Here is a 19984-nt window from a genome sequence, read left to right on the forward strand (position 1 = left end):
CATGGCTAAGAACACACGGAAACAGAATTCAGAGGTAGATTTTCTTGCGGACTGGAGCGACCTGCGCGCCTTCAGCGACCTGGAAAGCAATGCGAAAGTCGACAATCTCCCGAGTATGCTTGCGCAATGGCGCGAAGATCTGTCGTCCATTGGAGGTGTAGAAGCGACCGTTGGCGTTCTGGAGACAGCCCAGGCAGGTCTTGTCTCCATATTGGCGAAACGGAGCAGGGCGGTCTGTCGAATTACCGTTAGCGGGGATGATCTGTTGGACTTTGCTAATCGTCCAGCATCCCAGTGGCACGGTACCGGCTTCCTGGTCGCGCCTAACCTCCTATTGACCAACCATCACGTGCTGAATGACGTAAAAGTCGCCCAAAATGCAAAGGCGGAATTCAACTACCAGATCACTGAAGAAGATATTCTGGATGGCCCGCCGGACAGCGCGCCGCCTGCGGTGAGCTTCAGTCTCAATCCGGATCGGCTTTTTGTTACAAGCAAAGTCGGCGAACTGGATTTTACCTTTGTCTGGATTGAGGCCGAGGCAGCTCGACAATTCGGAGCCATTCCGATGACGCGTGGATCTTTCACCATCAGCAAGGGAGAGCCGACCTACATCGTGCACCACCCGGAAGGCAAGCCGAAGCGGATTTCGCTGGATGACACCGAGGTGATGTCGATAAACACCGCGATGCTGCTTTATGCTGCGGACACGGCGCGCGGGTCGTCCGGCGCACCTGTCTTTTGTGACCGTGGCCGACTGGTAGCTCTGCACCACGCCTGGCAATCCGTTAGCAAAGTTCGGGAAAAGTTCCCGACATTAACCGGTTATCTCAACGACGGCGGCAGGACGGATGTCGTGAACGAAGGCATCAAACTCTCTGCGATCGCAATCGATCTGGAGCGGCGGATCGCCGAGGGTGGAGAGGAAGCCAGCCAGGCTGCGACCGTATTGAGCGCGTTTAATGGTTCCGACTCGCTTACCGGTCTATTCGGCAGTCTGGGACGTTATGTTCCGCCGGTTGAAGAAGATGCGTCAGAAGCGTCGACCGTCGATGATAAAGCACCTTCAGCCTATGAGAAGGTGGTTCAGGTCTATAATGGCAGCGAGCAGGATATCGACATAGGTGCGTGGAACATCGAGTGGTTCAATCGCGACTATGGGAACAAAGGCAAACTCGAACGGGTCGCAACGGTCATTACAGATCTCAATCTCGATATCTGGGCGTTGGTCGAAGTTTCGAAGCCTGCGGTCGAAGCGCTGCTTAAGCAGTTAAAGGACAAATATAAGCAAGAATACATGGCTGCATATTCCGAGCCTGAAGCGAAACCGGGCAAACAAACGACGGCCGTCATCTGGCGTCCTAATGTTGTCGAAGGCGAACGTGTTCACTGGCCAGAGAAAATCAACGGTCTTTTCCAGGCTCACAGCAAGGACGATCTGAATCTTGAGGCCGTTCACGGCAAGATTTTCAACCGCTACCCGGGTCTTTTCCGTTTCAAGCTGAAAAGCGAAACCAAGGCATTTGATTTTTATCTTGTCCCTCTTCACCTGAAGGCGAAAGGCGAGGGGAGCTTACGCCGTCGACTGGCTTCAAAGGTCCTGGCCTATGCCGTCGATCAGATGATCAACGAGCACGGAGCGGACAAGGATTGGGTATTATTGGGTGACTTCAACGCGACGCTCGCGACCAAGGATTTCGATCCACTGAAATCAGCGAACTTTGTACCGCTTTCCGCAGAAGATGAGAAAAACGGAGCTTTCACCTATCTGAAGGCCCCCTATAAAAGCCTGATCGACAATATTTTCCTTTCTGCCAACATGAATAAATACGCCGATGAGGACGATTTTTTCATCGTTGCGCGCGACAAGGTCGTCAGCCGGTTCGTTCAGGATACCTCCGACCACCTTCCGATTGCGCTACGGCTGTCCCTGACGCATCTGCCTGATGGGAATGTGGAAATGGGCTCGGTGCTGGACGATACCGGCGCTGTGGCAAATGTCGAGGATGCCTTCGCAGCGCTCCTCTCGAGCGCCGGACTGCCACAACCGGTCACGGATCGAGGCGGCAGCGCCGGCGCATCGGTCAACACGCGCGGGCTGCCGGTATCCGCCATGCTTGAAACCACGTCGTCCATCGCGTCGTGGCCGACACTCCACTGGCAAGTGACAGGATTGACGAAGTCTGCGTTTTTTAAAGCCAACAACGCACCCTTCCAGGTCCTGTTGAGCCATGTTAACTCTGATCTGGCGAAGCGATACGGCGGCGCGGCCAATCCGGTCACACCTGAGGATGTCGCGGTGTTGCTGATGGTGGAAGCCGGCGTATCTGCAGGCGGTATCATGGATCCCGACTTCGTTCACTCCAACGGGGAATTCGGGATATTCCCTCTTCCCAAAAATATCGAGTTCTGGGTTGGTAAGGGCGCACCGGCCTATGACCAGCCGATGAGTGTCGATGAAAACATCCGCTACTATCTGGCATATCTCGGTGCCCTGAAAAACAAGGCTGTGAAAAACGCGAGCGGCCTGGTGCTATACCCGGGTCTGTTCACATACCCCGGTATTGCAGGCAGTGCAGAAAAGTCGGCGAAACTGCTCGCCGGAATCGTTCACGGGTATTTTTGGAGTGGAAACTATGGTGGCGCAAATCCGCCGATGAGCCATATCCTGAACGGATATGCAGATGATCGCCCGATCGACCAGATCATGGCGACAACCGGCTACGTTCATGCGGGCAAGTCGCTGATGGCTAACCGACAGAAGAACATAGTGGCAGGGCTGGCGCTCGTGTGACCTTGTGTCAGCGCCTGCAAATCCGGGTACAATTGAAACATGTCCTGAAACAAGGCTGAAAAGAGCAGTCCACATACTGGTTAAGTCGGCAATGCCGCCGACCGTAAAAACCAAATGGAGACTACCAAGTGAAGAGGATATCACTTGCGCCTGAGCCGCTTTTTCTGCGGAGCATATGGATGAACAAGGCAATTTACGACGCACTGTCAAAGCTGTCGCCAAACAACGCGCGACCGTTAGATTTGCGGGCGGATGGCGACATCAAAGATGACGTGTCCACCACACGCCGCGAAACATGTCATGTTCTGTCAAGCGTTTCCGGCAAGGCCGATACCCAGGATGATGAACCTGGCAACATGAAGCGCCGCTGAGTGAACCGTCTGACCAACATCGTTCAATGTTTTTCGTCGCGAAACTGATTTGCCAGTCGAGCCATTAACCGTCGAACGGACCAAATGGTTTCAGAGCCGGTGGCCTTCGAACATCAACATCCGGGGTCTTGAGTTTGTCGATGGTGCGAAACAAACGGCGCATAATGAGTTTCCGCGCCGGTGTGAACTTCGGATCCTCGAAGTCGAACGGCTTGGTATCTGCATCCCAGTGAATCAGATAGACGACTTTTGGGTCAATCGCGTCCAGAACCTTTTGCCAGTACCGCTTGGTGGCACGGTAGCCGTGTATATCCAGCCCGCCAATGCTCAAAAAGAGCGTGCTGACATTCTCGGGAGGGTCTTCGATCAGGCCTTCCAGGTTGCCTGCCGAGGGAATGATCAAAAGCCGTCGGTCGTCATGTTCGATGAGGACGTTGAAACTCGTACCCAGTCGGAATGCGCGCAAGGACGCGGGAAAGCTCAACTTTTTGTCAGTCGTTCCATTGGCCAGAACTGTTCCGAAGAAGCGAATATGTTGTCCCCTGAGGAGTGTCACCCTGAAGGCACCGGTGTCTTCCAATACCCGCCGGTTGGCATTGTCCGACAGAAAAGGCGGCTGCATGTTTGGCGTTTTCCACTGTCTCAGGCCCAACGCGCCCGATGACAACTTCTCACTGGCCTTGACTACGGCGCGTATCGACTCGTCTGCGATGATTTTTGTGCCCGACCAAAGGGCAAGGACCCCTGCATCCAGCGCGTGGTCGTAGTGTCTGTGAACTGGGATGATGACTTTGAGCTCCTTGCCGTTCCGGCACTGCTCTTGTATGCGCGCGTCGTCCGTTGCGCCGGGACAGATGCCAGTGTTTCGAACCATCTCCGAAATCTGCGTCAAATCCGGTGAGAAACGGCCCCAGAGCGGGTTGTAAGCCTGACGTGAGAAAAAGCCATCAATCAGTATCTGGCTCTTTCCGTCATCGAAAAGAAAGGTGCTCGATCCGTAGAACCGTGCAGATAGGTCGTCAGCCCATACCGATTTACCGACAGCGATCATCGCGGTCATGAAGATGATCGCAGGCAGGCCTAAAAAATCGCATCGCTTTAGCAAATCATGAAACATAAAGAACCGGTCACTTACTGATGTTGTTCTTGCCGGGAGGCTCATTGCCCAATTGTAATCGCCTTCCGGGTCTTTGTTCAGACTACACCAATAAAGCGTGTTCGACTTTTGAATTTTTTCCGATGTACCGGCCGGGTGATTACGGGAAACGATACTGATCCACGCCTCGACCTAAGCCCTTTTATCGCGAGTTCTGGCGTAGTGGCGCGCTGCCTTGGCCCTGTTTCCGCAGCTTTCCATACTGCACCAGGTGCGTCTGCCGTTCTTGGTTTCATCTACGAACAGCCATCCGCAATTGTCACCCGGGCACATCTTGATACGTTCTTGCTCCCGCTTGTCGGACAGGATCGAAACGGCGGAAGCAGCAATGAGCGCGGCGATTGACTGGTCGAAAGGCAAGGAAACGCCGGGATCGGCAGCTGAAAAATCAAGGCTCTGAACGATGTTCAATACGTCGTTGCCAGTCCGCTTCAAGACGAGTTGCCTCAGCATATAGCGAAAATCGATCAGACCTGCGAGATCGGTTACCGGCTCGGTATGCTCGAGGCTCAACGCCCGCAGCCAGTGTTCCAAGTCGGCAACATTTGTAAGTTTTTCATGGGCGATTTCGTCGCCGGACGTCCAGTCGGCGGTGTTGACAAAGTCGAGTGCCAGGCGGCCGCCAACCAGTCTTATCGGGTGTCCTTGAGAATAGCTCATGTGCCATTCTAACCACTGTAGAGGTTGACAGGCAATTCGAATTCCTTTCTAACCGTTGTTATGGTTAGTGTGAGAGTGTGAGACGAATACCGATGGCCAATATTCTGTTCACGCGAGCAGGGGTTCTGAAGGGGATGCAAAGGCTATTGCCAGTGAGCCTGTTTGTGGTCCCGTTTGGCATCGCATATGGGGTCGCTGCGACCGAACAGGGCCTGGGGCCGTTTCAGGCAACGGCGATGAGTGGTCTGGTTTTCACCGCAACCGCCCAATTCGCGGCTCTGGATTTTCTGGAAGAACCCATCGCCTTTTTTTCACTTGGCCTGGTCGTGCTGGCTTTGAGCGGGCGGCACATCATCATGAGCGCTGCTCTTTCCAGGTGGATCAACCAGCTGCCGGTCAAACGGCGTTTGGTGACACTTGCATTTTTGAGCGATGCGAACTTCGCGGATTTTCAAACGTCGCTTCAACGCGGTGAAAACGATCTCGGCACACTTCTGGGCGGGGGGCTGATGCTATGGCTCGCCTGGGTCGGCAGCACGGCGGCTGGCGCTTTTGGTGGCGACCTTATCGGCAAGACCGACCACCTGGGCTTTGATGTCGTTATGATCTGCTTCTTCGCGGCCACCGTTTTCGGAGCCGTGCGCAGTTCGACCAGAATGTTCCTGCCGGTTGTTGCTGCAATGGCCGTTTCGGCCTTGACCTACACGATTTTGCCGACGGGTTGGAATATCATTTTCGCGGCATTGGTCGGCGGCGCCGTGGCCGTTGTGTACCATGCTGAGTGACGGGTCATACATTCTCATGGTCACGGTCATGGCTGCCGCGGCTTTTTTGACCCGAATTGCGGGGTCCGTATTCATGGCCTGGGTTGCCCTTACACCAAAATCCGAACGCTTTCTGGAAGGTTTGTCTGTCTCGGTGATCGCGGCACTCGTGGCCTCGCTTCTGATGTCCGGAGACGTCAAGACCGGTGTTGCAACCTTGTTGGCGCTCATTGCAATGGCGCTGTTCCGGAGTGTCGTTTGGGCAATGCTGGCAGGCATGATTTGCGCCGCTGCTTATTCATTTGTTTTTTCGCTTTGACAGGGCCTCGTTCGAAGCCAGCGACAAAGGAAAGTCCGACCTTCAGGGACCGGCCGTCCGGGCCGAAACGATCCACACAGCCGCCTTGAATTCCACATTTGCGGTGTCAAACCGCGCGGCTAGCGCCTTGCGCAGAAGCGGTTCGATCTCTGAGCGAAGAGACGCCTTCTCGCGAACAATCTGGCCGAGTGCACCGACACTCAGCACCACCTCAACGGTCGCATTCAAGTCACCGCACGAGACATTCGCGTCGAATGCTTCGAACGCGATCTGCGTAAATCCTGTGTTTTCAAGCAAAACGCGCACTGTGTTCGGGTCAGAGAAACTGAATGGAGACTCGCGCACGTCATGGATGCGTCCGGCCGCTTCCACCGGAAAATAGTCGAGTTCGTTTTCCTCGAAAGTGCGCCAGCAGCAAAACGCTAGCCGGCCGCCGGGGCGGAGCAGCCGCCGGAAGTTCCCGAAGGCTGCGGTCGGATTGGCAAAACCCATCACGCCGAAGCGTGAATAAATCCCGTCAAGGCTCGCTGTCCGCAGATCAAGTACCTGTGCATCTGCCTGTATCAGCTCAATGCAAGGATCGTTTTTGCACCTTTCTTGAGCGATCGACAAAAGTGCGGGCGCAATGTCAACGCCGATCACACGTCCATTCGTCCCCACACGCTCCGAGAACTGGGTCAGGGTTTGTCCGGCCCCGCAGCCAACATCGAGAACAGTATCTCCCTGACCAGGATCGAGAACATCCATCGCGCGCAGCCCAAGGGGGGATAGTTGCCGGTCCACCAACCAGTAAACGCTTGCCAGGGATGCGGCATGGCGGGTCAGCGCCAGATCATGTTGCGAAGACGAAGAACACATGACGCATGCCTAGCAGACCGGTTCGGAACCGTCAGCAGACAATCGCCTGATGCGAGCTAACAGCAACCTGAGGACCAGTTTTCGGTGATCCCGCAGATCGGTTTCAAACGTCACTCATGGCCGACGCAGACCACCGCCTGCATTATTTGAAAGTTGGCGGCACCGTCAGGATGAGCTTTGGAGACCCCGAAAGACAACCCGGTGCTTCGATGGTTTTGCCGTTTACGACGGGACCGGCGTTGACCGCGGGCGGAGCGTAGGATGGGACAGGTCCGAACCCCATCACGCCCATTATCTGAGCCGATGGCAGCCACGACATGAAGCCTGCCGCCAGACTGGTTGCAACAGCGGTGCAGTATGGTCCCTTATCTTTCATACTTGATGGCAGCCCATCCTTGATCGCCTTTGACAGACTGGCAGCGCTCGTCAACTTCGCAAGCTTTGCCGATGGGCAAACGATAAGAGGCATTGGCACATTCGGGGTTGGCGGCGCGTGTGGGCCGGGCCATGCGGCAAAGGCTGGATACCAGGGCAAGCCAGGCACCATGACTTTGGACTGCCACAGAAAGAATGCATCTGAAACCGCTTCAGCCACAGCGTCGCGGATCTTGGCATCAGTGCCGGTAAGCCCGACAACATCCTTGTGCGAGAGTATGTGAACGAGAAGGTTCGGTCCAGTCAGGCAACCGGGCTGTCCGATTGCCGAGACTGACATTATCTTGATGAAGCGGAAATGCGCCGTCAGTCGCCAGGTGCCGTGAGCGGCAATGATTGCGTCGAAAATCTTTTTTGTCAGGCTTCTCAGAGCGGCATCAGACAATTGTTCCACTGCTTCTTCGGCGTTGCCTATCGTCTCTTCAGCATGCCATTTTGCCCGCTCAACCATCAGCTTCGTGGTTTCGACCATCTCGGTCTTGGCGATTTGTTCGTAGACTTCATCCTTGAACGCACCTGCGCCGGAGAGACCCGTGTCGACATAGTTTTGCGCCAGTTCGGTACCCGCTTCTGCTGCATCGGCGGCCTTTCCCGCGACCCAGTCCAAAACGTGCTCCGCGTTGGCGGCTGCATCCTGCGCCTGCGAACCGATCGTTTCCATCGCTTGCATGGAGGTCTTGGACACGCGGGGTATCAAAAAATTATTGATCATGTGAACAACTCTTTGTCGCGATAAATGGACCAACAAGGGAACGCATTCGATAACGGAAGCGATAAAATTGCCCGTCAAATCCGCTACCGAATTGGTGCAGCGGTCCCGTACCGGAGCCTGTCCCCCGCCAAGAGTATATCCGAATTTCGGATCCGGCGCATAAAAGGCCTTTTTTGCAGTCTGGGTGAGACCAGATGCTGGATTGTGGATGACAGTGTTGACGGTTTCCCGCGACAAAGTCATATCGGTATCGCCGAGTTGTGCCGCACGATTGTGAGCAGGGCTCTCTAAGGGCAATACCCAGGATTTTCAGGACGAATAACATGATACAAGACAACCCTGCCTTGATTGCAGCGATTAGAGACCGTTTTGCCCACGTGGACAGCTGCCCGTTCCAGGGACCGCGCATCTTTTTTGAAAATGCCGGTGGGGCCCTGACCCTCAAATCCGTTGTCGAGACGTCGACGTTCTACGCTGCGCTGCCTGATAACCCTGGCCGTTTCAACCCTGCAGGTCAGGGAACGCAAAAGGTCATCGACAAGGCGAAGGTGGACCTTGCGGTGTTTATGAACACATCTTCGGGGCAGTTCTTTGCTGGAGAAAGCGGCACCGAGCTGCTGTTCCGGCTGATCAGAACAGCCTGTACAAGCGCTCCGAAAGGAACCAAGGTTATCGGCTCGTCGATCGAGCATCCGGCAACCCGCAGCGCCGCACGCCGTTGGACCGATATCGCAGGGCTGAGCTATGTGAATGTTCCTCACAACGATGAGACCGGACTGGTCACTGCTGAGGACTACGCTGCGCTGGTTACCCCGGATGTTTCGGTCGCCACGATCCTGCATGCGTCTCCGGTGTCGGGTATGGCAATGGATGTCGCCGCGATATCCAGGGCGATCCGTGCGGTTGCACCCGACTGCGTCATCATTGTCGACGGCATCCAGCACGCCGCTCATGGACAGCTTGACCTGGACAGCTACGCTATCGACGGTTACGCGATCTCGCCCTACAAGGTTTTTTCACGGCACGGCTACGGGATCGCATGGATATCCGACAAGTTGAGCGCGGCCCCCCATGACATGCTCATTAACGCTCCTGCCACCGGCTGGGAATTCGGAACCCGCGACGCCGGAGCCTATGCGGCCGTTTCCGATGTCGTTGCTTATTTCGAATGGCTGGGCAGTGAAGTGTCGCCGGCAACGGAGCGCCGGGAAAGGATTGAAGCCGCGGGAGGCGCAATCCATCAATACGAAAGGTTTCTGATCGACGCGATGATCAACGGCACCGGCAATCTCCCAGGGCTTAAGGATCTCGCTCATGTCAGGATCATCGCGGGAGCCGACAATCCGGCGCGCGAAGGTTTGGTTTCGATAGCCATTGATGGTGTCGCTTCACCGGATGTGGTTGAAGCTCTGAACAGCCAGGGCATTCGCACCCATACGCGAAAGGCAGACCACTATAGCGGCAATGTGCTGGATCCGCTGGGTCTTGGTGACTGCGTGCGGGTATCGCTGTGCCACTACAACACCCTTCAGGAGGTCGCCGAGTTTCTCGTCGCGATCAAGGACATTAAAGCGCGCCGTGCAGCCTGACCGGTAAATCAGGCCGTAAGGAACAGGCAAAGGGGATGCGCAGAGCCGGCCGGCAAAACGGCACAAGGCGATGGATTGTCACGCGTCGGTGGGCTCTTCCAAGACGAATGCCTTGGCCACATCTGTAATTTGCTGGCGTAAATCGGATTGGGACTGGGTCCACTCCCTTTTGATCAGCTTCACAGACGGATACCAGTGCGACCGGCCATTTTGTTCATGCCAGTACCAGTTCAAGTTGGGGGTCACGAGACCGAGGCTGCGCACGTTCAACGCGCCAGCCAGATGAAGCACCATGTCGTCGGGAGCTACAATCAGATCCATCTTGTGAATGATATCGATCAGCGCTTCCATGGAGATCAGGTGCCTGCCGGCGTCGACGATGGTCGCGTTGCCCTCCAGTTCATGGCGCTGATCGTCCCAAACCAGGCTGAATATTGTGCCGGGCCAGTCTTTCAAACCGGCGGCAACGTCTTCCAGGAGCGCATCAGGCTGTGTTTTTGACCAGGAAATTCCAACATAGGGCCGCTTGAAGGGCCGCAGCGTTTCCGTCCAGAACTCGTCCGCCCTTTGATCGCTTGAAATGTATGGGCGGAACAGGCCAGGCGCATAACTTTGAAGGCCGGTCTCAAGCGCATGGTCCGTCAGCAGGACCGCGTCATTCTTGCTGACAGCCTTGCTGATGCTGTCTTCCGCGAGCGGTTCTATCTCGGCATCGGCAACCAGCCTTTCCAGAAAGGGAACAAGTGGAGGCGCGGCGTAGATCTTTGGTACGGAGCGTCCGGGTGCTTCTGTATGGTCACCCGGCGGCGTCAAAAACCTTGTGAGGAGGATCGCTTCAATGGGCCTAGTTTCGAAGGGTATGACAACAGCCTCCGGCTGGTTCTCTTCGCCGGACGTGGCCTTCGTTTCGCCGGTTCCCTGCGGGCGTCTGCTTTCGGACATCTTGTTGAAGTCGCCCTTGAGCGCAAAGCAGTGACCGAGCAGGGCTTTCGCCTGTTTCTCGGTCGCCGGATCTTTTTCCGCCAGCTCCGCGAGCTTGATCGCTTCGTCGGTTTTACCGGCTCTCAACATTGCCCGCGCCAGCGCCAGGCAAAGGTTCGGGTTCGAGGGGTTTTGCTTCAAGAGGCCGGAAAGCAGCGCGATGCCGTCATGCGGAGCGCCAGACTGTATGCTCGCAACGGCACGGGCTTCCGCAGCGGGCAGGTAATCAGGCGCGAGCTTGAGCGCCTTGTCGGCAAGTTCAAGCGCTTCTTCAGCGCGGCCCATGTGACACAGGCTTTGGGCGAAGGCCGACAGCGTCACCGGGTCGCGCGGATTTGCAAGGTAGGCACTCTTGGCGTGTTCGAAACCGGCGTCGTGGTCGCTGAGGTCGTGATAGACGCCTGCGAGCATGGTTCTTGCCGGAACATTGTCGGGCTCTTTTTCCAGCACGTTCGACAGATAATTCAGGGCATCGAAAGGTGCTCCCACCTGCGCCATCAGGCTCGCCAGGTTCTGTTGAACGCGTATGTTTTCCGGGTCGAGTTCATGCGCCTTCAGGGCGTTGCGCAGGGCCAGATCCATATTGCCGCTATCGGCATAAAGCGCACCCAGCGCATCGTAGGATTGTGCGTTTTGCGGCTGCAGATCAACGGCACGCTGCAGATGAAGTTCCGCTGCCTCGTGATCCCCCAGCATTTTTTTCGTAACCGCGAGATCGTGCGTCGCCTCGGCGTCGTCGGGCGTGATCTTGAGAACTTCTGTCAGACAGGCGACGGCTGCCTCCAGATCGCCGGTCGCGATCATGCAGTTGGCATAGGTCTTGAGTGACTTGGGAGAGCGAGGCGCACGCTCAAGGGCTTTTCGGCTGAGTTCGAGGGCGTCGTCAATATTTCCGTTTTCGAGATGCTTGCGCGCCGCTCCCACCAGTTCCGTGACGTCTGCCATGTCTTGAAGCCTCGCTTGCTCGAAACGACATTGTTTTGAGATGTTCTATCCGACGTTGACCCGTTCGCCGTTCAGCCGGAGATCGGATTCCGTGTTGATAACCGCCGTCTTCGATTGAACCACCATTCCGCCATTGACCGTCTGGCTGAACTCCGCAGCCTTTTGAACGTCCGACTGATGCACGACAGTCAACCGGCTGCCGGTGGTCTGTGTGGCCGAAGCAGAGGAGCTGCGATCCAAGCCTGCGATCCGGTTGCTTTCCTTGAACAGCGAATGGAAGAGACCGGCCACGAAAGAAATCGCACCGGCAGCCAGTTCGAAGACGGGCGTTTCGAATGATATCCTGGGCGCTTTCATGCGGATCGGGCCCTCGCTGGTGAGAGCGAGAGGCGCCTGGTCAGAGGAGGGTGGACGCTCCAGGATGGCCAGCACATAGGTTGTGCCGGCATTTTCAGCCGTAAGGACGATATCACCCGGTTCCGGATGGGCAAGGCAGCTGAAGGCTTTCACGCTTTTCTGCACGGAGCCGTCTTCACGCCTTGTGAGGATGTCTCGTCCTTCGAGCCGCTCGACGCGCATGCTCGCCGTGGGAAACCCACTTGATATCTGCAAATCCACGGCCGGCAGTGTCTTAAGATCGTGTTCGCTCATTTGCCTTCTTCGCCACCATTTGTGTTCCGACAGCAACAAATCACAGGTCCGCCTAATAGCTCAGCGAGTCATGCCTGATGACATCGATATTTGAAGAGTCGATACTGATCTTTGCGGAGCTCATTTCCGCCTTGTAGTTTCCGAATTCCGCGAGACCGTCGTCGAATTGCGCAGCTTCGACCGCGTTCTTCATAATCAGGAATTCCTCATCGAGAAACGTGCGCTTGTGATACTGGACGTAGTAGGAAATCCTGGAGTTCAAAACGAACGTCCGGGACGTTCCGCCATAGGAGAATGCGACTTCTTTCCAATCAAGCGCAGCGCTGAGATTTGTGCTCAGGCTGAACGTGCTAATTTTGACGTCAAAGCTCAAGTTCACTTCTCGACTGTGTCCCAGCAGTCCCGTGAGCGCAGCACCCAGAACAAACTTGAACTTGTTTCCCTTTGTAATCGAGGTCCTGTCCTCGGTCGTCTCGCTGTCATAGTTTTTCTGGGCAAAACGGACGTTCTTGTTGCCGGCGTCAATCACAAAACTCTCGTTCTCATTACCACCGCGTCCGCTTGCAACAATCAAAACCGCTTTGTCGGATTTGTCGGCCGCTTTCTCGGCCCTGATCAAGACACCGCGCCCGACCTCGACTTCGAGATCGGAGTCTTCGTTCTCATAGACAAAGTCGCCCTGCTTAACCGTTCTGTGCACCGGGCCTGAAACGGTTTCATAATACTTGCCGGTCGCCTTCAGAGTGTAGTGATCCGGGCTGTAGCAATAGAGCCCCTCCGGAGCCTCACTCGCGGTACTTTCCGGTTCATAAACGGGATCATATGCACCCAATCTGAAGAAAAACATGTTATCCTTCAGCTTGGGGTCGCTTTTGTCTTTGGGCAGAAAGTATTCAACAGCTGGCGCCGAAGAGTTTTTCAGGTTTGTCATCACCAATAGTCACTCCAGGAATAGCCGCGCTCCCGCTTTTGCGGAGCAAGTCCGGGAACCGTGGTCAGCAAGCCTCTATAGGTTTGCACAGTCGCTGATTTGAGGCACCATTTGATATTTTTGTACCTATACGTACGTGCCCTTTTGAGGCTCATGCTTGAACCCGTTTTGACGGTCCAGGTGTCAAGTTGAACAGCGCGGTATTCGAGATAAAGGTAACAGTGGAGCGTATCAGTCGACAGGAAGTCCTCGCTCAGACGTGTCCAGTTGAAGGCAAACAAACTCACGGAAATGGGCACGAGTGCCAGGCTCATTGTCATCATGGGATAAAGCCTGACTGACGATATGCTGAGCGAAAACTCAGTTGCGGCAATCATTTTCAGGTTTGCGCCGACGTTTATGTTGGTGTTCGTTCCGCTGACTTCCGTCGACGACTTCGCATGGACTCTTTTGATGTAACTTCCCGTCGTAATCTTGTTTATTTTTTTTGCTCTGGTCACGAGCGTTCCATTCAAGGCCTTCAGCACGACATCGTCTGAAGCGGCCGTGACCTCGAAACTTGAGGTTCCGGTGATATTGATGTCGCCCTTCAAGACGGAAACAGAAATGTTGCCGTCATGGATCGTGGTCCCCAGATCGTTTCCTGTGCCTGTTACGTGCTCACTGATACCGGCACCAAATTCCATGACGCCTTGTTTTTCTGTTTCAACCACGTAGCTGCCGCGCGTCGAAAACAGGATGCCCTCGCTTCCCTCAAGTGCCTGGTCCCTGTCGTCGGTTTTTACGTCCTGAAGATACTCGTACGGGAGCACTACGCGCTCATCCATGTTGAGCCGCGGGTCGTCGGAATAGGTTCCCATACGAAGATAGGTGCCTTTGGATATGTCGAACGCCGACCCGCGATCACGCGGAATACCCCACAGTACATTTGCCATGAAGATCTCCCTACGCGTTGAACACTTTCAAGCCCGCCCATCCCTGCTCAAGCGCGACACTGCGTGCCTCTGCGATACGCGTATCCATTTGTGTCACATCATTGGACAAGCTGAGTTCAGCGCTTCTGGCCTCATTCAAGACTTTGCTTATGTTTACGTGGCAGAACTTGTTAAAAACAAAGGCTCTTTCTGAACTGATCATGTAACAGGATCTGTTTACCAACCCCATGTTCACAGAAAACAGGCTGTAATTATTCTCGAAAGTGAAAGATGTTGCCTCAACCGCTGTGCCGGATATGGATGCCGAGGCAAAGGCCGATATCTCGGTATAGCGGTTCAGTTTAAAGCTCAGTCCATAGTATTCGTTGTTGTTCGTGCCATGGGTCCAGGACAATTCCGCCCCCAAAATGTAGTTTAAATAGTCGCCTTTCGAGACGCTGACTTCACCGTTTTGAGATGTCTTTGTGGAGCCTTTTTCTGCTTTCAAAAAAATGTTCGAGTCCCCGGATCTCAGCGTAATCTTACCGTTTGGATAGGTCGCCTTCGTTGAGATATCGATTGCGCCGTTTTGTGAAATCAATTTCCAGTCGCCATCATCGACCTGAATCTTGTGGTCACCATGGCGGACGGTTTCAGTGAGCGCGGTCCCGAATGTTTCCTTCAACTGCTGATCTGCCTTCAGGACGTATACTCCCTTGGCTGATATCGTTGCCGACTTGAAATCCGTCTCCTTTGCGAGCGCCGGCAGCGGCGTCTTGCCGGAAAAGACAGCTTCAGGAATATGTTGCTTCTCGTCGTGTCCAATTCCTGAATAGAGCCTCAGGTACTGCCCGCTAAAAGGATCCTTCGAGCCCTTGCCCGGAATGGCGAAGTAGAGCCATTTTTTTTGCTCATCTTCCTCCGGTTTCGGCGGGCCATTTTTGTCATCTGACATTGCATGCTCCAGTGCTGGTGTCAGGTTTTTGCTGAAGTTGCCAAGCGAAGGTCAGCCCATCGGGTTGAGCAAAGTTGCCTGAGAGGGTGAGGAGACGCCGATCGAATTCGCCGTCAGACCGTTTTCCTGGGATGGGTCCATCCCCGCGCGTGCCAATTGCTGACCCATCACAATCACATTCGTCGATCCCTTTGCGGAACGACATGCGCTCATCGGCATGCCGGAAACAACGCCGGGTCCAGGACCTGCGGTGCATGTCGGGATCATCGTCATGGAGGTGTGAACGGGAAAACCGGCGTACAAAAAACACATCTGCGTCGGCACGGCGGAAGCCCGCATACCTGTTGCCGGCATCACCGCCGGAACAGGCCCTGCCGGTGTCGGTTGCAGATATGCGTCCAACGGCGAGACGTCCATCGCCGGCGTCGGGCCCGAGCTCAATACGTTTGCCATTCTTCCTCCCAATCATTGGCGCCTGGCGTTCAACAAAGTATCTCATGCCGGGTCCGGGCGCGTTATGTGCACCTTGTCTGGATCATAGGCTTCCGCCAACAGACGTTCCTGATCACTCGCGAGCCTGCTTCCAGTTGAACCAGTGTCGTTGATGCCGTCCGTTTTCGTTCCATGGAACTTGCTCATGTTGAAGTCCGCCTCAACAAAGCCGCCCTCGCGGCAGTCTGCGTGTGTGAAATCCGCCGATTTCAGATCCGCCCTGTCGAAGCGCGCTTGCCTGCAATCAGCGCTGTCGAATACCCCCATCTGTAGCTGTGCGGAAACAAAGGAGGCTTTCGTTGCCGTCGCATTTGCGAATACGGCATTTTGCAGGTTAGCCTGATTGAACCTGGCTTCAGAGACGTTAGATCCCGCAAACATGGCGTAAGGCGCACTTGCTCTCTCAAAAGACGCTGTCTCGAGACTGCAATTCACAAACTGGCTTCGCGCAAGATCCGCTTCGTCAAATCGAACACCGGCAAGTTTGCTGTCAGACAAGGTGTTTCCCTGGAAACGTCCGCCTGAAAAGTCTCTTTGTGACAGGTTGCTTTGTGCGAACAGTACCTCTTCGAACGTGGCAGCGGTGAGGTCCGACGCTCTCAGGTCCGCTTTTGTGAATGTGGACCTGTACCAGGAGGTGCCCGAGAGACCGATCCCGTCAACAGTGCTTTCCAGCAGGGCGCAGCGATCCAAATCGCTGCCTGCAATGCTGGCCTGTTCCAAGGCGGAACCGATCAGGTTGCATCCCGTCATGTCGCAACGTTCGAACGTTGCCTGTTGGAGATTTGTCGTGATGAAATTTGAATCTTCGAAGCTGCAGTTCTGAAAGATGCAAAGAGGTGCCGTGCAGCGCATGAAGATGGTCGATGCAATCCGGCAACCGGCAAATGATGTCTTTTTGAAAACGCATTTGATGAAAGTGCAGTCCGAAATGACGCAGTCACTGAAGTCAGTGCCCTCAAATACGCAATTCACAAATCTGCCTTCCGAGAGGTCACGGGAGGATGCGTGAAGGCCGACGAAGGTCTTGCCTTCGATTGTAAGGCCGCCCTCGATCCTCAGGAGAAGTTCCTCAATCAACATGGCTCGGCAACTCCAAAATGGTCCGGCCGGTGTACGCGCCGGTCAGATCCGCCGCCGCCAGCGTCAATCCCGACAGGTTTGCGCCATAAAGGCTGGCAGACCTGAAATTCGCCGCGGTTGCATCACAACCGTCGAACTGGGCCTCCAGAAGGTTTGCAGCGACAAGGTTGGCGTGCCTGAGATCCACGCCGGTAAACATTGATCGTTTGCCGTCAAACGCACGGCAATCACTGTGGGAGAAGTCACAGTTTAGGAAACTGCATTCGCGCATCTTCGATTTGACAAACCGTCCGCGCCGCAAGGATGTCCCGAAAAAGCAGACATGATGCGCCGATATGCTATCGAATGCAGCACCGCTCAAATCGGTCTTTCCCGCGAAGTTGGATTTGGAGATGGTCATGTTCGACCAGTTCGAGCCAGGTGCTTGAAGGTCAGTGAACAGGACTTTCTCAAGGTGGCTCGAAGACCAGGATGTTTCCGGTGCTGTACATTCAATGAATGTGCAGTCGCGCAGTTTCGAATTGTCGAACTTTCCGCCGGTAAGGTCGCAATTCAGGAACGTGCAGTCTTCAAAGAAACAGTTGCTCAGGTTCGCGCCGGCAAGGTCTGCCCTTGAAAGGATTAATCCGGAAAACCTGGATCCCTCGAAATCCGCGCCTCGGAAGGACGGTTCCAGCCAGTAGCGTTCGGAGAAATTGCAGTGCCGAAAACTGGCATCTGGTGCGGTACATTTCGACAGGTTTGCGCGCGAAAGTTCCGCGTGGTCGAACTGCGCCCCTTCCATTCTCGCATCGGTGAGGGCGCTGGCCGTCAGTATTGCGTGACGGAGATTGGCCTGGGTCAGCAGGGCCGTCTCCAACAAGGTGCCGGAAAAGTCCAGACCGCCCCCAAGATCTCTTCCGCTCAGGTTTGCGCCGGCAATATCCCTGCGCGAAAAGCTCTCCCCTGCCGCAAGTCGCTCAGCGACCAATGCGCCCAACCGCGTACGAACATCTTCAGAATAATCCTCGAGCGGATAGATCGCCTGGGGGAGTTGCGAACGCTCATGATCCTGTCCTGCCAGAAGCTCGCGCTCGTCCTTGTCGAGCTCGGCGTAGAAGTCTTCGACGGTCGTCGTGAGAGCCTTGCTTGTCTCACCGAGCAATGAATGCGCATCGAAAGCTTCCTGATGCTGTCTCGCGAGACGCTCGGCTTCGGCTGCCACAATCTGGTTTGGAGGAGCTTTTTTTCCGGCAGAACCAGGCAGGAGATCGGCGAGCGCCGCGTCTACTTTGTCGAGTACGGCTTTGGTGTCTGCGTTCATATCTTCGATGATTGCCGCAGCGTCCTCAAACGTTTCGGTTTTTTTTGAACCCTGTGAGCTGTCATCTCCGAAAGCATCCAAAGCACCTTGTGGAACAAGGGATTTGGGATCCGGGATCGAAAGGTCAGGTGCATCGAGATTTTCAAGCTGTTGCTTCAGTTTGTAAAACGGGTCGGCTTCCGGCAACGAGAGCGCCCGCGCCCGGGCCCTTTGAAATACCTCGTCGTCACCACCTGATGCTGTTGCGATGTTCAGCTTTTGCAGGATGTCATCAACCGCCTCGCTTACGACGGTCTCCGGCGCGGCCGTTTTTTCTTGTCCTGCCTGCGGTTCTTTCAAACCCGTTTCTGCGGAGGCCATCATTTTCGCATTTGCCGCGAGAAGGGACGGGTCGGTCAGATCCTTCATGGTGGACTTGAAAAGTTCCCCGGTCTGCGGATCTCCGGACTTGATCGCGTCTTCAAGTGCCCTTGCCGGCAGCTGCGGAAAAGAGAGGCCTGATTGCTCGATGAAGGCTTGGGCCGCTGTTCCTCCGTCTGAGGCTGACAACGCGTCCATTGCCTGAAAAGTCTCCTTCAATGCACCGGCCATATCGACACGCCCGGCGACAAGATCATCCGGGTCCGGAAGCGGTATGCGTGGCACATCGGGCAATTTCATGCCAGGAAGCAGAGCCTCGGGCAGACCGCTCTTCGACTTCATGTCCTCAAGGGAGGCATGGAGATGCCGCTCGGTCTTTCGGGCAACCTTTTCCGTGTAGTCCCTGGATCTCGCTTCAACGGCCTGACGCTCCGTTTCGGATAGCACAGGCATGAGCTGTTGTTCGTTCAGCGCGTGGAGCGGTCCGTCGACGGGGTCGGTTCTCAAGCGGAAGACCTCGGCATAGTGCTCCGCCGAGCGCGGCTCTTCGGACAGGCGTTCAAGACCTGCAACAAACCCGGCAAGCGAATGAATCATCGCATCCGTGACTTCCAGCAGGCCTCCGAAGTAAACGCCTGCCAAGGCGTCGGATCCGAAGATCCAGAGTGTGTCGAACTTCAATCCGATTTCAGTAAGGGTTTCTGCTTTATCGTCATGGACGGCAAACAGGCGCGGAACGAGGCCGGGCAAATGGCCTCTTAATTCCGGAACGTCGGCCTGCATTCCTTTCACTACTACTTTCTCATCGCCGGACAGCGGTTCCGCCAATCGCTGGTCCTGGGGTGCCACGTTGAAATAATCGAATTTGAAACCGGGTGGAGGCCCTGGGAACGTTGTATGCATCCAGGCACCGTCAACCTGACCCAGGCAGGACTTTCGAAGCGGGTGCTCAGCGTCGAGCGGACCGAAGAGCACGGGTTCGGGAGCATCGGCCGGATGCAGCACAAGGTCCTTGGGGTTTTCGATATTCGGCAGCGGTGCATAGCCGAATTGCTGCATCACATGGTCAATCTGAAAGCCCTTGCCCAGCTTGTTGACCGCATGGGTTTCGCCGCCAAATGCATGTCTTGGGTCAAGTGGCAGACTTTCAAAGGCTTCGGCATGCGTCAGGGTGAAGTCATCGCGGTGCTGCCGGGTCCAAAAGCGCTTTCCGAAGACCAGTGCTGCCTTGCGAAAGTCGCCGACCGATACGGAAACCTCAACCGACTGTGCCGGAATGCCGCCCGGTGCCTGTGCTTCACCGGCAATGAGGACTTCAGGCTGTCCCTTGGGGAATCCAAGGTCGGCAACGGTTCCTGCCGGCATCCGTCCACTTGAAATCGAGAGATACTGATCCTCTGAAACCAGCGTGTCGGTTTGAGAAAGATCCGCTCCATAATACAAGGTTGCGACAAGGTACTTCGCGCTTCCGAACGTTTGAACGTTCTGAACGCAGGAAAGTTTCGTCGGTTTGATTACCTTCACCATGAGCGAAAACTGGCCGATATCTGTCGCGTCGAAAGACCAACTTAACACCTGATGCGGATTTGTTGAGTTTCAAATGTGTAATGATGGCTTGGGCCACTTTGCGTCTTTTCGTTGAAGCGTGTAGGAAGGCAACTTTCCGGGCGGGTCACAATTGGCCATCAGGAGGGGAGCGCAAATCCCCGGT

17 protein-coding genes are annotated in these 19984 nt (G+C 55.3%); 5 read left to right on the forward strand and 12 right to left on the reverse strand.

Annotation, left to right across the window (positions count from 1 at the left end):
• Position 1: 1 nt before the first annotated feature.
• Positions 2 to 2794 (forward strand): trypsin-like peptidase domain-containing protein, encoded by a 2793-nt coding sequence (locus Q0915_RS01170; protein WP_299472565.1) that lies wholly within the window; start codon positions 2 to 4, stop codon positions 2792 to 2794.
• A gap of 179 nt (positions 2795 to 2973) precedes the next feature.
• Positions 2974 to 3165: a hypothetical protein gene (locus tag Q0915_RS01175; protein WP_299472566.1), complete on the forward strand. Its 192-nt coding sequence runs from the start codon at positions 2974 to 2976 to the stop codon at positions 3163 to 3165.
• 64 nt (positions 3166 to 3229) lie between these two features.
• Here the strand turns inward: Q0915_RS01175 and Q0915_RS01180 are convergent, their stop codons facing one another.
• Together Q0915_RS01180 and Q0915_RS01185 are read right to left on the reverse strand one after the other, a co-directional pair.
• Positions 3230 to 4225 carry a hypothetical protein gene (locus Q0915_RS01180; RefSeq protein ID WP_299472567.1) on the reverse strand — a complete coding sequence of 332 codons (996 nt, stop codon included), beginning with the start codon at positions 4223 to 4225 and terminating at the stop codon, positions 3230 to 3232.
• Positions 4226 to 4453: 228 nt separating this feature from the next.
• Positions 4454 to 4981 (reverse strand): CGNR zinc finger domain-containing protein, encoded by a 528-nt coding sequence (locus Q0915_RS01185; RefSeq protein ID WP_299472568.1) that lies wholly within the window; start codon positions 4979 to 4981, stop codon positions 4454 to 4456.
• A 92-nt stretch (positions 4982 to 5073) separates the two neighbouring features.
• Here Q0915_RS01185 and Q0915_RS01190 point away from each other — a divergent pair, with 92 nt between their 5' ends.
• A complete protein-coding gene (locus tag Q0915_RS01190) occupies positions 5074 to 5766 on the forward strand; it encodes an AzlC family ABC transporter permease (protein ID WP_299472569.1) in 693 nt (230 codons plus the stop codon).
• Positions 5756 to 6064, forward strand: coding sequence for an AzlD domain-containing protein (locus Q0915_RS01195; RefSeq protein WP_299472570.1), 309 nt, complete (start codon positions 5756 to 5758; stop codon positions 6062 to 6064). Before Q0915_RS01190 ends, Q0915_RS01195 begins: the two co-directional genes overlap by 11 nt.
• A gap of 42 nt (positions 6065 to 6106) precedes the next feature.
• Here the strand turns inward: Q0915_RS01195 and Q0915_RS01200 are convergent, their stop codons facing one another.
• Both Q0915_RS01200 and Q0915_RS01205 read right to left on the reverse strand, forming a co-directional pair.
• Positions 6107 to 6922 (reverse strand): methyltransferase domain-containing protein, encoded by an 816-nt coding sequence (locus tag Q0915_RS01200; protein WP_299472571.1) that lies wholly within the window; start codon positions 6920 to 6922, stop codon positions 6107 to 6109.
• 142 nt (positions 6923 to 7064) lie between these two features.
• Complete coding sequence (locus tag Q0915_RS01205; RefSeq protein WP_299472572.1) at positions 7065 to 8069, reverse strand: hypothetical protein; 1005 nt, start codon at positions 8067 to 8069, stop codon at positions 7065 to 7067.
• Between the two features lie 323 nt (positions 8070 to 8392).
• On the opposite strand from Q0915_RS01205, the gene Q0915_RS01210 reads away from it, so the two are divergent.
• Positions 8393 to 9658, forward strand: coding sequence for an aminotransferase class V-fold PLP-dependent enzyme (locus Q0915_RS01210; RefSeq protein WP_299472573.1), 1266 nt, complete (start codon positions 8393 to 8395; stop codon positions 9656 to 9658).
• A gap of 78 nt (positions 9659 to 9736) precedes the next feature.
• On the opposite strand, the gene Q0915_RS01215 is transcribed toward Q0915_RS01210, so the two are convergent.
• Genes Q0915_RS01215 through Q0915_RS01250 form a run of 8 tightly spaced genes read right to left on the reverse strand, consistent with a single transcriptional unit; the run spans position 9737 to position 19800 of the window.
• Entirely contained in the window at positions 9737 to 11584 is a 1848-nt protein-coding gene (locus Q0915_RS01215; protein ID WP_299472574.1) for a tetratricopeptide repeat protein, read from the reverse strand.
• 45 nt (positions 11585 to 11629) lie between these two features.
• On the reverse strand, positions 11630 to 12235 hold the full coding sequence (locus tag Q0915_RS01220) for a DUF3540 domain-containing protein (RefSeq protein ID WP_299472575.1): 606 nt from the start codon (positions 12233 to 12235) through the stop codon (positions 11630 to 11632).
• A gap of 52 nt (positions 12236 to 12287) precedes the next feature.
• Complete coding sequence (locus Q0915_RS01225) at positions 12288 to 13166, reverse strand: hypothetical protein (protein WP_299472576.1); 879 nt, start codon at positions 13164 to 13166, stop codon at positions 12288 to 12290.
• Positions 13166 to 14101 (reverse strand): hypothetical protein, encoded by a 936-nt coding sequence (locus tag Q0915_RS01230; protein ID WP_299472577.1) that lies wholly within the window; start codon positions 14099 to 14101, stop codon positions 13166 to 13168. Before Q0915_RS01230 ends, Q0915_RS01225 begins: the two co-directional genes overlap by 1 nt.
• 10 nt (positions 14102 to 14111) lie before the next feature.
• Positions 14112 to 15035 carry a hypothetical protein gene (locus Q0915_RS01235; protein WP_299472578.1) on the reverse strand — a complete coding sequence of 308 codons (924 nt, stop codon included), beginning with the start codon at positions 15033 to 15035 and terminating at the stop codon, positions 14112 to 14114.
• Positions 15036 to 15086: 51 nt separating this feature from the next.
• Positions 15087 to 15488, reverse strand: coding sequence for a PAAR-like domain-containing protein (locus tag Q0915_RS01240; RefSeq protein WP_299472579.1), 402 nt, complete (start codon positions 15486 to 15488; stop codon positions 15087 to 15089).
• Positions 15489 to 15530: 42 nt separating this feature from the next.
• Positions 15531 to 16610: a pentapeptide repeat-containing protein gene (locus Q0915_RS01245; protein WP_299472580.1), complete on the reverse strand. Its 1080-nt coding sequence runs from the start codon at positions 16608 to 16610 to the stop codon at positions 15531 to 15533.
• Complete coding sequence (locus Q0915_RS01250; RefSeq protein ID WP_299472581.1) at positions 16600 to 19800, reverse strand: DUF2169 domain-containing protein; 3201 nt, start codon at positions 19798 to 19800, stop codon at positions 16600 to 16602. The genes Q0915_RS01245 and Q0915_RS01250 overlap by 11 nt, the downstream gene beginning before the upstream one ends.
• Between the last annotated feature and the right edge of the window lie 184 nt (positions 19801 to 19984).

Origin of the sequence: uncultured Roseibium sp. (assembly GCF_947494555.1) — a bacterium.
Lineage (GTDB): Bacteria > Pseudomonadota > Alphaproteobacteria > Rhizobiales > Stappiaceae > Roseibium.

Coding starts and splice junctions, on each gene's coding strand:
- Q0915_RS01220 (WP_299472575.1), bottom strand. CDS start 12,235: ATGAGCGAACACGATCTTAAGACACTGCCGGCCGTGGATTTGCAGATA.
- Q0915_RS01215 (WP_299472574.1), bottom strand. CDS start 11,584: ATGGCAGACGTCACGGAACTGGTGGGAGCGGCGCGCAAGCATCTCGAA.
- Q0915_RS01180 (WP_299472567.1), bottom strand. CDS start 4,225: ATGACCGCGATGATCGCTGTCGGTAAATCGGTATGGGCTGACGACCTA.
- Q0915_RS01250 (WP_299472581.1), bottom strand. CDS start 19,800: ATGGTGAAGGTAATCAAACCGACGAAACTTTCCTGCGTTCAGAACGTT.
- Q0915_RS01185 (WP_299472568.1), bottom strand. CDS start 4,981: ATGAGCTATTCTCAAGGACACCCGATAAGACTGGTTGGCGGCCGCCTG.
- Q0915_RS01210 (WP_299472573.1), top strand. CDS start 8,393: ATGATACAAGACAACCCTGCCTTGATTGCAGCGATTAGAGACCGTTTT.
- Q0915_RS01245 (WP_299472580.1), bottom strand. CDS start 16,610: ATGTTGATTGAGGAACTTCTCCTGAGGATCGAGGGCGGCCTTACAATC.
- Q0915_RS01205 (WP_299472572.1), bottom strand. CDS start 8,069: ATGATCAATAATTTTTTGATACCCCGCGTGTCCAAGACCTCCATGCAA.
- Q0915_RS01195 (WP_299472570.1), top strand. CDS start 5,756: ATGCTGAGTGACGGGTCATACATTCTCATGGTCACGGTCATGGCTGCC.
- Q0915_RS01230 (WP_299472577.1), bottom strand. CDS start 14,101: ATGGCAAATGTACTGTGGGGTATTCCGCGTGATCGCGGGTCGGCGTTC.
- Q0915_RS01170 (WP_299472565.1), top strand. CDS start 2: ATGGCTAAGAACACACGGAAACAGAATTCAGAGGTAGATTTTCTTGCG.
- Q0915_RS01190 (WP_299472569.1), top strand. CDS start 5,074: ATGGCCAATATTCTGTTCACGCGAGCAGGGGTTCTGAAGGGGATGCAA.
- Q0915_RS01175 (WP_299472566.1), top strand. CDS start 2,974: ATGAACAAGGCAATTTACGACGCACTGTCAAAGCTGTCGCCAAACAAC.
- Q0915_RS01225 (WP_299472576.1), bottom strand. CDS start 13,166: ATGACAAACCTGAAAAACTCTTCGGCGCCAGCTGTTGAATACTTTCTG.
- Q0915_RS01200 (WP_299472571.1), bottom strand. CDS start 6,922: ATGTGTTCTTCGTCTTCGCAACATGATCTGGCGCTGACCCGCCATGCC.
- Q0915_RS01240 (WP_299472579.1), bottom strand. CDS start 15,488: ATGGCAAACGTATTGAGCTCGGGCCCGACGCCGGCGATGGACGTCTCG.
- Q0915_RS01235 (WP_299472578.1), bottom strand. CDS start 15,035: ATGTCAGATGACAAAAATGGCCCGCCGAAACCGGAGGAAGATGAGCAA.